6 protein-coding genes are annotated in these 13689 nt (G+C 66.6%); 3 read left to right on the top strand and 3 right to left on the bottom strand.

The window, feature by feature from the left end; all coding sequences use genetic code 11:
• Positions 1-21: 21 nt before the first annotated feature.
• Entirely contained in the window at positions 22-564 is a 543-nt protein-coding gene (infC, locus tag G7078_RS02130; RefSeq protein ID WP_166096059.1) for a translation initiation factor IF-3, read from the top strand.
• A 171-nt stretch (positions 565-735) separates the two neighbouring features.
• Positions 736-3801: a TonB-dependent receptor gene (locus G7078_RS02125; protein ID WP_166092504.1), complete on the top strand. Its 3066-nt coding sequence runs from the start codon at positions 736-738 to the stop codon at positions 3799-3801.
• Positions 3802-3850: 49 nt separating this feature from the next.
• Here G7078_RS02125 and G7078_RS02120 read toward each other — a convergent pair whose 3' ends face one another.
• The gene (locus tag G7078_RS02120) at positions 3851-6532 is read right to left on the bottom strand and encodes a [protein-PII] uridylyltransferase (protein ID WP_166092502.1); all 2682 of its coding nucleotides are present in this window, start codon (positions 6530-6532) and stop codon (positions 3851-3853) included.
• Positions 6529-9102, bottom strand: a complete 2574-nt coding sequence (gene mutS, locus G7078_RS02115; protein ID WP_166096057.1) for a DNA mismatch repair protein MutS — start codon at positions 9100-9102, stop codon at positions 6529-6531. The genes G7078_RS02120 and mutS overlap by 4 nt, the downstream gene beginning before the upstream one ends.
• Before the next feature lie 97 nt (positions 9103-9199).
• Here mutS and G7078_RS02110 point away from each other — a divergent pair, with 97 nt between their 5' ends.
• Positions 9200-11497: an NADP-dependent malic enzyme gene (locus G7078_RS02110; RefSeq protein WP_166092500.1), complete on the top strand. Its 2298-nt coding sequence runs from the start codon at positions 9200-9202 to the stop codon at positions 11495-11497.
• Here G7078_RS02110 and G7078_RS02105 read toward each other — a convergent pair.
• A complete protein-coding gene (locus tag G7078_RS02105; protein ID WP_166092497.1) occupies positions 11475-13568 on the bottom strand; it encodes a RelA/SpoT family protein in 2094 nt (697 codons plus the stop codon). The genes G7078_RS02110 and G7078_RS02105 overlap by 23 nt on opposite strands.
• Between the last annotated feature and the right edge of the window lie 121 nt (positions 13569-13689).

Below are 13689 nucleotides of genomic sequence, written 5' to 3'. Positions count from 1 at the left end.
CAACCGATTGGAGACACCGCTATACCACCCTATCCGCGCCGCCCGCAGGCCCCGCCGCAATTTACCGGCCCCCGCTTTAACGAATTCATCCAGAGCCAGAAGGTGCGGGTGATCGACGAAAACGGCGAAAACCTGGGTGTGATGTATACGCGTGAAGCGATCGAACAGGCTGCCGGAGTCGGCCTGGACCTGGTCGAAATCTCCCCGAACTCCGACCCGCCGGTCGCCAAATTCCTCGATATCGGCCGCTTCAAATACGAAGCGCAGAAAAAGGCCAACGAGCAGCGCAAGCGCCAGAAGACGCAGGAGATCAAGGAGATCAAGATGCGTCCGAACATCGACGACCATGACTATGATACCAAGATGAAGAAGGTCTTCGAGTTCCTGGACGAGGGCGACAAGGTCAAGGTCACCATGCGTTTCCGCGGTCGCGAAATGGCGCATGGCGAACTGGGCATGGCCGTGCTTCGCCGGGTGCAGGAACAGACCGCAGAAATGGCGAAGGTCGAAGCGCATCCGCGGATGGAAGGCCGCCAGATGTTGATGGTGCTGGCCCCCAAATAAAACGGAAAGTCGATTGCTATAAGCAACCGGTTTGTTGCAGTTTTGCTGCAACTTACACGATTGTGTGCAAGCCTAACCTCCGTTCTCTTTCCACGCCCTTCCGGGTCAATTAGCGTCGTCCCCTTGCAAGCGTCCTGCCGGTGGCCGGACGGTTCTTAAGGGGAGGACTTCATGCGTAAATCGGTGTGGCTGCTGTCTGCAGGACTCATGGCGCTTTCGACGCCGGCTTACGCGCAAGAAGCGCAGGAGGGCATCCAGCCCCAACCTGACAGCGCTCCGGAAACGACTTCGGCAAGCTCGCAGACCGGCAGCGGCGGCGAGCAGACGACCGGCCAGCAGGAAGCCACGAGCGGCGACATCGTCATTACCGCCAACCGGCGCAACGAAGCGCTGTCCGACGTTCCGATCGCGGTGAGCGCGGTCACGTCGGAATCGCTGGAGAATTCCGGCGCGAGCGACATTCGCGCGCTGACCCAGCTTTCCCCGTCGCTGCTGGTGTCCTCGACCTCGTCCGAAGGCGGCGCGGCCGTCGCCCGTATCCGCGGCGTCGGCACGGTCGGCGACAACCCCGGGCTCGAATCGTCGGTCGGCGTCTTCATCGACGGCGTTTACCGCTCGCGCACCGGCACCGGCCTGACGGAGCTTGGCGCGGTCGACCGGATCGAAGTGCTGCGCGGTCCGCAGGGTACCCTGTTCGGGCGCAACACATCCGCCGGCCTGATCTCCGTGATCACCGCCCGCCCGCGCTTCCATACCGAAGCGTACGGCCAGCTCGATATCGGCAACTTCGACCTTCGCCGTGTCGAACTGGGCGTTACCGGGCCGCTTAGCTCGACCGTCGCTGCCCGCCTCGACGGCGTCTACATGCAGCGCGACGGCTTCGTTCGCGATGTCATCTCCGGCCGCGACATCAATGACCGCGACCGCTGGCTCCTCCGCGGCCAGGTCCTGGTCCAGCCGAACGACGACGTTTCGTTCCGGCTGATCGCCGATTACGCCAAGCGCGACGAGGAATGTTGCGCCGCAGTGTATTTGCCGACGTTCGACGTGACCGCGGCGGGCCAGCAGCCGTCGAGCCTGGCGGCGGCGCTGACGGCGCGCGGCGCGATCATCAACGACGATCCGTTCGCCCGCCGCGTGTCCGTAACCCCGGGCCGCAGCTATCGCTCCGACGTTGTCGACGGCGGCCTTTCCGGCGAGCTCGTCTACGACTTCGGTGCCGCCGAGCTGACCTCGATCACCGCTTACCGTTACAACAAGTACACGCGCGGCCAGGATGCCGACTTCAATAACCTGGATATCCTGTACCGCGACGACGACGGCGGCGCCTTCAACCGCTTCAAGACCTTCAGCCAAGAACTTCGCCTGCAGGGCACTTCGGGCCCGCTCGACTGGCTGGTCGGCGGCTATTACGCGAACGAGAAGCTACGCGTCCGCGACAATCTGGCTTACGGCGAGGACTATCAGGAATTCGTCAACTGCCGAGTCGCAAGCACGCCGGGCGGCCCGCTTGCGACCTTCTACGATCCTAACTCGACGAACTGCCTGAACGCCACGACTCTGAACGCCGCGCAGGCGCAGCTCACGGCCGGCATCACCCAGCTGTCGACCGGCATCGCCCAGCTGACAGCCGCCATCAACCAGCTGCAGGCGATTCCGAACCGCACCCCGCAGCAGGAAGCGCAGCTGCAAGGCGCACTCGCACAGCGGGCCGGCCTGCAGGCGACGCTCGCCACGCTGATCCCGCAGGCGCAGCTCGTCGGCGCGATCAACTTCACGCCGGGCAACCCGGGCCTCGGCTCGGTCGCCAATGCGCTGGGCATTCCGGGCAACGGTGCGTTCGACGTGGCCAGCAACGACCTTTACGACCAGACCAGCAACAACCTGGCGCTGTTCACCCACAACATCTTCAGCATCACGCCGCAGCTCAAGCTGACCGTCGGCGCCCGCTACACGCGGGAGCGCAAGAAGCTGGACGCCACGCTGACCGGGGCCAATCCGTTCTGTACCGCTATCTCGCAGGTACCCGCCTTCGCCGACGTGCGGCCGCTGGTCTGCGTCATCCCCGACCTTCCGGGCGGCCAGTTGACGCAGAGCGATTCCAAGACGGAAAGCAAGGTCTCCGGCACCGTCGTCCTCAGCTACAAGCCGACCGACCAGTTGCTGACCTACGCCAGCTACTCGCGCGGCTACAAAGCGGGCGGCTACAACCTCGACCGCGCGTCGCTGCCGCGCTTCTCAAAGAACGGCTACGTCCTGCCGACCGCGACGCTCAACGACCTCCAGTTCGACCCGGAGATCAACGACGCCGTCGAGGTTGGCGCGAAGTATAACGGCCGCGGCTTCGACGTGAATGTCGCCGTGTTCCAACAGCTGTTCGACGACTTCCAGCTGAACCTGTTCAACGGCATCAGCTTCGAAGTGGAGACCGTAAACGGGTGCGACAACGACCTGGGTGGCGCGGACACCGACTACGACAGCGACACCGGCACATGCACCGGCAAGCTCAAGCATGGCGTCCGCAGCCGCGGCGTCGAACTTGAAGTCTTCGCCCGCCCAACGCGCGATCTCAGCCTCAACTTCGGCACCACTTACGTGAACAGCCGCTATTCGAAAAACCTCGTCGGTTCCGATGCGGAATCGGCGACTTCGCGCGAGCTGTTCCAGTTGCCGGGGCGGCGAATCTCGAACTCGGCGGCCTGGACGAGCACCGGCTCGATCACCTGGACCCCGCCGATCGGCGCCGGCGGCCTGGAAGGCCTCGTCTACCTCGATGCCCGTCATTCGACGACGTACAACACCGGTTCCGACCTCGACGTCGAAAAGACCCAGAAGGGCTACACGGTCTTCAACGGCCGCGTCGGCATCCACGGTCCGGACAACATGTGGGCCATCGAATTGTGGGGCCGCAACCTGTTCGACAAGAACTACATCCAGGTCGGCTTCGACGCGCCGTTGCAGGGGTCGGGCACGACCCGTGCGGTGGACAGCGGCTTCATCGCCCGCTCGACGCAGCTGTTCGGCGCGTTCCTAGCCGAACCGCGGACCTTCGGCATGACCCTGCGCACGAAGTTCTCGGGTCGCCGTTCGGCCGGCCCGGCCTACGTCGCTCCGCCGGAAGCGCCGGCGCCGGTGCCGCAGGCCCAGACCTGCCCGGACGGCACCGTCATCGCCGCCGATGCAATGTGCCCGGCAGCGCCGGTGCCGCCGGCACCGCCGGCCGGCGAGCGCGGCTAAACCGCTTCGCCAAGACAGTTGAGAAGGCCCCGCTTCGGCGGGGCCTTTTTTATGCCGCCGCGGCGGCGAGCAGCGCGACCCGAAGGTCGTCGATCTGCTTGGCGTTCAGCTTTCGGCCCTTGGTCGTCGTCAAGTAGAAGACGTCGACCGCCCGCTCCCCATAAGTGGCGATATGGGCCGAGTGGATCTGGTGCTCGCAATCGTGGATCGCGCGCGCCAGCCTGGCCAGCAAGCCGGGCCGGTCGAGCGCATTGATTTCGACCACCGTCGTCCGCGACGAGGCCTTTTCGGCGATGGCGACCGCGGGCGCGACGTGGAACGGCGTCGAATCCCCTCGGGACGGCCGCGGGATCGCCGGCGGCGCTTCGCTGGTCAGCGCTTTCTCCACCGCTTTCACCAACCGGCCGCGAAGCCGCTTGTCGGCATAAGCGCCGCCTTGCGAATCCTGCACTAGCAGATTGTCGAGCGCCATGCCGTCGCTCGTCGTGTGCACCCGCGCGTCGATGATGCTCGCGCCGGCTGCGGCCAGCCCGGCGGAGATGCGATAGAACAGGCCTTCGCGGTCCGGCGTGAAAACGCTGATCCGGGCGGCTGCGCGATCCGGTTCGTGCGCGGCCTCGACGCTGGGCCGCCGGTCGCCGATCCGTGCCTCCGCACTGGCTACCTGTCGCGCATTGGCGAGCTGCCCCTCGATCGGCTCGGCCAGCCAGTAGCTGTCGGGCAAACGGCGGAAGTACGCGCGCGCGACCTTCGGCTTCCAGTCCAGCGCCCGGGCCAGCCGCTCCTGCCGCTCGGTCACCACTTCGCTCCGGCCGCGCTCCTTGTGGCCAAGGCGAAGCTTCTCCTCGGCCGCGTCGAACAGGGTTCGAAGCAACAGCCGCTTCCAGTCGTTCCAGACGCCCGGCCCGACAGCGCGGATGTCGACGACCGTCAGCATCAGGAGCAGCCGCAGCCGTTCAGGGCTTTGCACCTTGGCGATGAAGTCCTCGACCGTCTTCGGGTCGGCAAGGTCGCGCTTGAACGCCGTCGCGCTCATCAGCAGATGATGCCGGACCAGCCAGGCCACCGTCTCCGTTTCCGCCGGATCGAGGCCGAGCCGCGGGCAGAGCTGAAGCGCCACCTGCTCGCCAAGCACGCTGTGGTCGCCCGCGCGTCCCTTGGCGATGTCATGGAGCAGCACCGCGACGTACAGCAACCGCCGCGACGCGATCTGCTTGAACAGGGCGGTCGTCAGCGGATGGTCCTTGGCAAGCTCGCCGCGCTCGATCGCGGCAAGCAGGCCGATCGCCCGGATCGCGTGCTCGTCGACGGTATAATGGTGATACATGTCGAACTGCATCTGCGCCACCACGCGGCCGAAGTCCGGCACGAAGCGGCCGAAGATCCCGGCCTCGTTCATCCAGCGCAGCACCATGTCCGGCGCGTTGACGCTGGTCAGCACTTCCAGGAAGTAAGCGTTGGCGCGCGGGTCGCGGCGCACCTTGTTCTTGATCAGCTTCGTGTCGCGCGTCGCCGCCCGCATCGCGGTCGGGTGGATTTCCAATTGCTCGCGGGCGGCCAGCGCGAACATTTCGATCAGGCGGACCGGATCGTCCTGGAAAAAGGTGTCGGACGGGATCGAAAGCCGGCCGCGGTCGAGCACGAAGCCATCGAGCCGCTTGGGCCGCCGGCGGATCGTCGGCAGCGCGAAGCGGAACCCGCTGCGCGCCATCTGCTCGTCGAGTTGCGCAAGGAAGACGCCGGTGAGGTCGCCGACTGTTTTCGCATTGAGGAAATAGAAGTGCATGAACCGCTCGACGGCGGATTTGCCCGGCCGGTTGGCGTAGCGCATCCGTTCGGCGATCGCCTTCTGGTACTGGAAGCCAAGCCGCTCCTCGGCGCGCCCGGCCTCCAGGTGCAAGTGACAGCGAACCGCCCACAGGAACCGCTCCGCGCGCTCGAACGAGGCGAATTCCTCGGCGCTGAGCAAGCCGACGCTGACCAGTTCGGCCGGGCTTTGCACATTGTGGATATACTTGCCGATCCAATAGAGCGTGTGCAGGTCGCGCAGCCCGCCCTTGCCGTCCTTGATATTGGGTTCGACGACGTAGCGGCTGTCGCCCATGCGCACGTGCCGTTCGTCTCGCTCGGCCAGCTTGGCGGCGACATATTCTGCGGCCGTCCCGCTCACCACCTTGCTTCGGAACAAGGCCGCCGCTTCCTCGAACACGGCCTCGTCGCCCCACAGCAGCCGCGCCTCCAGGAAGGCGGTGCGCACGGTCATGTCCGACTTGGCCAGCTCCAGCAGTTGCGGGATCGAACGCATCGAGTGCCCGACCTTGAGCTGCAGGTCCCACAGCAAATACAACACCGCCTCGACGATCTTCTCGACCGCCGCAGACGGCTTGGCGCGGGTCAGGAACATCAGGTCGACGTCGCTGAACGGCGCCATCTCCCCGCGGCCGGTCCCGCCAAGGCCGACGATCGCAAGCTCCAGTGCGCTGTCCCCGCTGACATGCTCATAGGCAAGGCGGACGATCTGGGAGTGAAGGTAGTAAGTGGCGCGGGCCGTGCTGCGGCCCCGGCCCGGATTGGCGAGCAACCGCCGTTCGATTTCCGCCCGTCCCTGCTTGAGCGCCGAACAGAGGATGTCGGCGGCTTGGGCCCGGTCGGCGCCGCGCAGCCGGTCGGCAATCGTTCGCGGGTCGACGATCGCGCGCCGGTTCTCGACGGGATCGAACGGCGCGTTCACTCGCCGCTCCGTTCCGTCCACAAGCGCTTGAGCCGGTAGAGCGCGTCCAGCGCCTCGCGCGGCGTCAACGCGTCGGGATCGAGCGCTTCGACGGCATCGGCCAGCGGATCGCAGGGCGCCTCATCGGCCGCGGCAGCGAACAAGGGCAGGTCGTCGAGCCCAGCGGCAATCCCTCCGGTGGCGTCGCGCCCGGCCTCCAGCTTGGCGAGGACCGCCTTCGCTCGCCCGACGACCGACGGCGGCAAGCCGGCGAGCTTGGCGACCGCGATCCCGTAGCTGCGGTCGGCCGCCCCGCCCGCAACCTCGTGCAGAAGCACCAGGTCGCCCTTCCACTCGCGCGCTCGGACATGGTGCAGCGACAGCGCATCCAAGCGCCCGGCCAGGCGGGTAAGCTCGTGATAATGGGTGGCGAACAAGGTCCGGCACTGGACCTGGTCGTGCATCGCTTCGACCACCGCCCAGGCGATGGCCAGCCCGTCGTAGGTCGAGGTGCCGCGCCCGATTTCGTCGAGGATGACGAGACTTCGCGAAGTCGCCTGCGCCAGGATCGCTGCCGTTTCGACCATCTCGACCATGAAGGTGGAGCGTCCGCGGGCGAGGTTGTCGGACGCCCCGACCCGGCTGAACAGCCTGTCGACGATCCCAACCTTGGCGCGCGCGGCGGGAACGAAGCAGCCGCTTTGCGCAAGCACCGCCACCAGCGCGGTCTGGCGAAGGAAGGTCGATTTGCCGCCCATGTTGGGGCCGGTGATCAGCCACAGCCGGTCGCCTGGCCCAAGCTCGACGTCGTTGGCGACGAAGCGCTCGCCGCCTTCCTTGAGCGCGGTTTCGACGACCGGATGGCGGCCGCCTTCGATCTCCAGGCACGGCTGGTCGGTCAGCGTCGGCCGCGCCCAGCCGCCTTCGGCCGCCCGCTCCGCGTTCGCGGCGGCTACATCGACGCGGGCAAGCGCGTCGGCGGTGGCGAGGATCGGCTGGCTGCGGGACAGGGCCAGGGCGGTCAGCTGTTCAAGGTGCCCGGCTTCCGCGGCGAGCGCATGCCCGCCCGCTTCGACCACGCGCGATGCTTCCTCGTGAAGCTCCGGCGCATTGAAGCGGACGACGCCGGCCAGCGTCTGCCGATGGGTGAAGCCGCTGTCGGGGTTCATCAGCCCGTCGGCGTGCCGGGACGCAACCTCGATATGATAGCCAAGGACCGCGTTGTGCCGGATCCTCAGCGACGAAACGCCCGTCGCTTCGCGGTAGCGCGCCTCGAGCGCGGCAATCGCGCGGCGCCCGTCCGACGACGCCGATCGCAAGGCGTCCAGCGCGGCATCGAAGCCTTCGGCGATATAGCCGCCCTTGGCGGAATCGAGCGGCGGCGACGCCACCAGCGCGAGCGCCAATCGGTCGGTCAGCGCCGCATGACCCCGCAGCTGCGGCAGCAATTGGCCAAGCAGCGGCGGCAGGTTGGGCTCGCCGCTGAGTTCGGCTTCCAGGGAGGCGGCGGCGATCAGCCCGTCGCGCAGTTGGGCAAGGTCGCGCGGGCCGCCGCGCCCGGCGGTCAGCCGCGCCAGTGCCCGGGCGAGGTCGGGAAGCGCCCTCAGCGCGCTGCGAGTCCGCTCCCGCCGCAGCTGGTCTTCGTGGAACCAGCTGACCAGCGCCAGCCGCGCCTCGATCTCCCGCCGCTCCGTCAATGGCGCGGCCAGGTCCGCGCATAGCAATCGCCGTCCGGCGGCACTGACGCAGCGGTCGATTTCGCCAAGCAGGCTCCCGGCGACGCCGCCGCTGGCCGAGCGCGTCAGTTCAAGGCTTTCGCGGCTTGCCGAGTCGACCTGCATGAAGGCCGAGCGCGCGACCCGTCTGGGCACGTCCAGCAGCACGCCGGCGCCTTTCTGGGTCGCGTCGAGATAGGCGAGGAGGCCCCCCGCCGCCGCCAGCTCGGCCCGCGACGGCGCGCCGATTCCATCCAGCGTCGCAAGGCAGAACCGCGCCTTCAGCGCCCGCTCCCCCGCCCCGCTTTCGAACCCGCCCTGGCCGGGACGCGTAGCGATTCCCGGCACCTTGCCGTCGGCCACGGTTTCCGCCGGTGACAGCCGGGCCAGTTCCGACGACAATTCCCCGGTTCCGCACGCAATCAGCTCGAACCGACCCGTCGAAATATCGGCGGCGGCAATCGCCCACTCCTCGCCCGCCCGGCCGATCGCCGCCAGGCAATTGGCAGCGCCCGATTCCAGCAGCGTTTCTTCGGTCAGCGTGCCCGGGGTCACCAGCCGGACGATCGCCCGGTCGACCAGCGCCTTCGACCCGCGCGCCTTGCGCGCCTCGGCCGGGCTTTCGGTCTGCTCGGCGATGGCGACGCGAAAGCCGCCCTTGATCAGCCGCGCCAGATAGCCTTCCGCCGAATGCACCGGCACGCCGCACATCGGGATCGGCTCGCCTTCCGATTCCCCGCGCTTGGTCAGCGCGATGTCGAGGCAGGCCGCCGCCTGCCGGGCGTCGTCGAAGAAGAGTTCGAAGAAATCGCCCATGCGATAAAACAGCAGGGCGTCGCCCGCCTCGGCCTTGAGCCGATGGTATTGCGCCATCATTGGAGTCGGGGCGTCGGCTCGGGCCATGGCGTCTTGGTAGCCGCTCGGGGTGACTCTTCCCACACCCTTTGGCTAAAGCCGCCGCAAGGGAGCGAGCATGTCCGAAAGCAACGTTAAATTCTCCGAGGCCGAAGCGCTCGATTTCCACTCGCGCGGACGGCCCGGCAAGATCGAGATCATCGCCTCCAAGCCGATGGCGACGCAGCGCGACCTCAGCCTTGCCTACTCGCCGGGGGTGGCGGTTCCGGTACGCGCCATCGCCGCGGATCCGGCGCGGGCCTACGACCTCACCGCCAAGGGCAACCTCGTCGCCGTCATCTCCAACGGCACCGCAATCCTTGGCCTCGGCAACCTCGGCGCGCTCGCCTCGAAGCCGGTGATGGAAGGCAAGGCGGTGCTGTTCAAGCGCTTCGCCGACGTCGATTCGATCGACATCGAAGTGGCGACGGAAGACTGCCAGAAGTTCATCGAGGCGGTGGCCCTGCTGGAGCCGAGCTTCGGCGGCATCAACCTTGAAGACATTGCCGCGCCCGACTGTTTCGAAATCGAGCAGACTCTGCGCGAGCGGATGAACATCCCGGTCTTCCACGACGACCAGCACGGCACCGCGATCATCACCGCCGCAGGCCTGATCAACGCCTGCTTCCTGACCGGCCGCGAGCTGAAGGACATTAAGGTCGTGGTCAACGGCGCCGGCGCCGCGGCCATCGCCTGCACCGAGCTGATCAAGGCGATGGGCGTGCGCGGCGACCAGGTGACGATGTGCGACCGCAAGGGCGTCATCCACAAGGGCCGCACGGACCTCGACCAGTGGAAGTCGGCGCACGCGATCGACACCGACGCCCGCGACCTGGCCGATGCCTGCGTCGGCGCCGACGTCTTCCTTGGCCTGTCCGCCGCCGGCGCGCTGACCCCCGACATGGTCAAGACGATGGGCAAGGAACCGATCATCTTCGCCATGGCCAACCCGGACCCGGAAATCTGGCCGCCCGATGCGACCGCAGTCCGGCCCGATGCGATCATCGCCACTGGCCGCTCGGACTTCCCCAACCAGGTCAATAACGTCCTGGGCTTCCCGTTCATCTTCCGCGGCGCGCTCGACGTGCGCGCCACCGCGATTAACGACGAAATGAAGATCGCCGCCGCGACGGCGCTTGCCGATCTTGCCCGTGAAGCCGTCCCCGAAGAAGTTGCCGCCGCTTACGGCGGGCGCAGCCAGAGCTTCGGCCGCGACTACATCATCCCCGCGCCGTTCGATCCGCGGCTGATGGAAGTCGTCGCCTCGGCCGTCGCGCAGGCGGCGATCGACAGCGGCGTTGCCCAGAAGCCGATCGAAAACATGGCCAAGTACCGGCACGAACTTCGGGCCCGGCTCAACCCAACCGTGGCCGTGCTCAGCCTTGCCTACGAAGCCGCCAAGGCCAATCCGAAGCGGGTGCTCTTCGCGGAAGGCGAGGAGCCGAACGTGCTTCGCGCCGCAATCGCCTTCAAGGAGGCGGGTTACGGGACGCCCGTCCTGGTCGGCCGCGAAAACGTCCACGACCTGCTGCGCGAACTCGGTGTCGACCGGCCGGAAGAATATGAAGTGCTCAACAGCCGCAACTCACCGTTGGTCGGCCGCGCCGTCGATCACATCTACCAGCGCTGCCAGCGCCAGGGGCTGCTTCGCCGCGAAGTCGAGCGGATGGTCAACCAGGACCGCAACTTCTTCGCCGCTGCGATGCTTTCGCTGGGCGAGGCCGACGCGATGATCACCGGCACGACGCGCCCGTTCAGCCAGTCGCTCAAGCAAGTGCGGATGATCATCGACGACGAAAAGGATTCCACGCCGTTCGGCGTCAACATGGTCGTCTCGCGCAACCGAACGGTGCTGATCGCCGATACCGCGGTCACGGAACGGCCGACCGCGCAGCAGCTTGCCGCGATCGCCATGCGCTCGGCCGGCTTTGCCCGCCGGATGGGCCTCGACCCGCGCATCGCCTTCATCTCCTACACCACCTTCGGCAACCCGCCGGGGATGCACATCGAGGAGCTTCGCGGCGCCGTGAAGCTGCTCGACAGCATGCATCTCGACTTCGAATATGAAGGCGAAATGGGGCCGGACGTCGCGCTCAACTTTGAAATGCAGCGCCAATATTATCCGTTCAGCCGCTTGAGCGGCCCGGCCAACGTGCTGGTGATGCCGGGCCTGCAATCGGCGAACCTGTCGTCGAAGTTGCTGCGCGCGCTGGGCGGTGAAAGCGTACTTGGACCGTTCATCCTCGGGCTCGAGCTCCCGGTGCAGATCGCGCCGATGACGGCAAGCGCCTCCGACCTCGTCACGCTCGCCGTCCTTGCGGCCGGAAGCACGCGCGAGCGCGCCGGCCGCGCGGCTAAATCCGCTCGACCGAGCTGATCGGGTCGGCGTCGCGCAAGGCGGCGATGATCGTGTGCAGGTGCGCCAGGTCGTGCACTTCGATGTCGATGTGAAAGGTCTGGAAGCTGCCGTCGCGGTGGACCAGGCGCAGGTTGACGATGTTGGCGTGCTTGCCGCCCAGGATACCCGACATGATGCCCAGCGCACCCGGCACGTCCTGCAGGATCACGCAGATCCGCGCCGCGCCGCCGTCCGAACCTTCGCCCCACGCAAGGTCGAGCCAATCGGCATCGATCCCGCTGGCAAGCGTGTCGCAGCCGATGACGTGGACCTCGATCTCCTCATCCTCCCGGCGAAGGCCGACGATGCGATCGCCCGGGATCGGGTGGCAACAACTGGCGAGGTGATAAGCGACGCCGGCGGTAAGGCCCTTGATCGATATCGCCGTCTGTTGCGGCAGCGGGCGCTGGGCGACGTCGCCGCCGGCTGAGCCAGGCATCAGCGCTTCCATCACTTCGTCATCGCTGACCCGCTTGCGCGCGACCGCAATCATCAGCGCTTCGGCATCTTCCATCTTCAGCTTCTTGAGCGCGCGCTTGAGCGCATCGGGGCCAAGCTCCGCCGGAAGCCGCTGCACGATCTCGTCGTAGATCTTGCGCCCAAGCTCGACGGTCTCGTCGCGCTCCTTGTGGCGAACGAAGCGGCGCACGCCAGCCCGCGCCTTGCCCGTCGCGACGAAGCGCAGCCAGGACGGCTGCGGATGCTGCGCCTCCGACGCCAGGATTTCGACCTGGTCGCCGTTCTCCAAAATGGTGCGCAACGGCACGACGCGCCCGTTGACCTTCGCGCCCACCGTGCGGTCGCCAAGGTCGGTGTGCACTGCATAAGCGAAGTCGACCGGCGTCGCGCCCTTGGGCAACTGGATCAGCTCGCCCTTCGGGGTGAAGGCGAAGATCCGGTCCTGGTACATCGCCATCCGGGTGTGCTCGAGCAGCTCTTCGGGGCTTGCCGCATGTTCCAGGATTTCGACCAGCTCGTCGATCCACGGCACTTTCAGGTCGGCCTTCGGCTTGCCTTCCTTATAGGCCCAGTGGGCGGCGAGCCCGCGCTCCGCCTGCTCGTGCATCGCCCGGGTCCGGATCTGGATTTCGATCCGCATCTTGGAATCGTGGATCACCGAGGTGTGCAGGCTCTGGTAGCCGTTGCGCTTCGGGGTCGAGACGTAATCCTTGAAGCGACCCGGCACCATCGGCCAGCGCTGGTGGATCAGCCCCAGCGCGCGATAACATTCGGTGGGGCCGTCCTCGACGATCACTCGGAACGCCATCACGTCCGACAATTGCTCGAAGCTGATGTGCCGCTCGGCCATCTTCTTCCAGATCGAATAGGGATGCTTCTCGCGGCCGGTGACGTCCGCTTCCAGGCCGTTGTCGGCAAGGTGGAGCTGCAGTCCAAGGCCGATGCGGTTGACCAGGTCGCCGCCCTGGTCGTGCAATTGCTTCAGGCGCCGGATGATGGAGGCATAGGCATCGGGTTCCAGCTGCTGGAACGCGAGCGTCTGCATCTCGGTCATCATTTCGTACATGCCGATCCGCTCGGCCAGCGGCGCGTAAATCTCCATCGTCTCGCGCGCGATCCGACGGCGCTTCTCCTCCGCCGGCACATGATACAGCGTGCGCATGTTGTGCAGCCGGTCGGCAAGCTTGACCAGCAGCACGCGGATGTCGTCGCTCAGCGCGAGCAGGAACTTGCGCAAATTCTCGGCTGCGCGCTCGTTCTCCGACTGGGCTTCGATCTTGCTCAGCTTGGTGACCCCGTCGACCAGCCGGGCCACGTTCTTCCCGAACAGCTTCTGGATCTGTTCCGGGGTCGCCAGCGTATCCTCGATGGTGTCGTGGAGGATCGCCGTGGCGATCGTCTGGTCGTCCATCTTCAGGTCGGTGAGGATCCCGGCGACTTCGATCGGGTGGCTGAAATACGGGTCGCCCGACGCTCGTTTCTGGCTGCCATGCGCCTGCATCGAGAAAACGTAGGCGCGGTTGATCAGTCCTTCGTCAGCATCGGGATCGTAGGCCCGGACCTTCTCGATCAATTCATATTGGCGCAGCACGGTCCTTAGATGGAGCCCAGCCCCCTCCATGCGCAAGGGTGAAAGGAACCGCGCGGGGAGTGGAGTGCGCGGCCCCCTTCGCCAGCGGCGATTAACTTCTGGATGAGACAGCCGCGTTACA

It is taken from the genome of Sphingomonas sinipercae (genome assembly GCF_011302055.1).
Taxonomy (GTDB): Bacteria; Pseudomonadota; Alphaproteobacteria; order Sphingomonadales; family Sphingomonadaceae; genus Sphingomicrobium; species Sphingomicrobium sinipercae.
Note: the sequence above shows the minus strand (reverse complement) of the source record. Positions and strands in the feature narration are given on the sequence as shown.

Excerpts from the sequence above, each read along its gene's own strand:
- mutS (WP_166096057.1), bottom strand. The coding sequence starts at position 9,102 with ATGATGGCGCAATACCATCGGCTCAAGGCCGAGGCGGGCGACGCCCTG.
- G7078_RS02125 (WP_166092504.1), top strand. The coding sequence starts at position 736 with ATGCGTAAATCGGTGTGGCTGCTGTCTGCAGGACTCATGGCGCTTTCG.
- G7078_RS02110 (WP_166092500.1), top strand. The coding sequence starts at position 9,200 with ATGTCCGAAAGCAACGTTAAATTCTCCGAGGCCGAAGCGCTCGATTTC.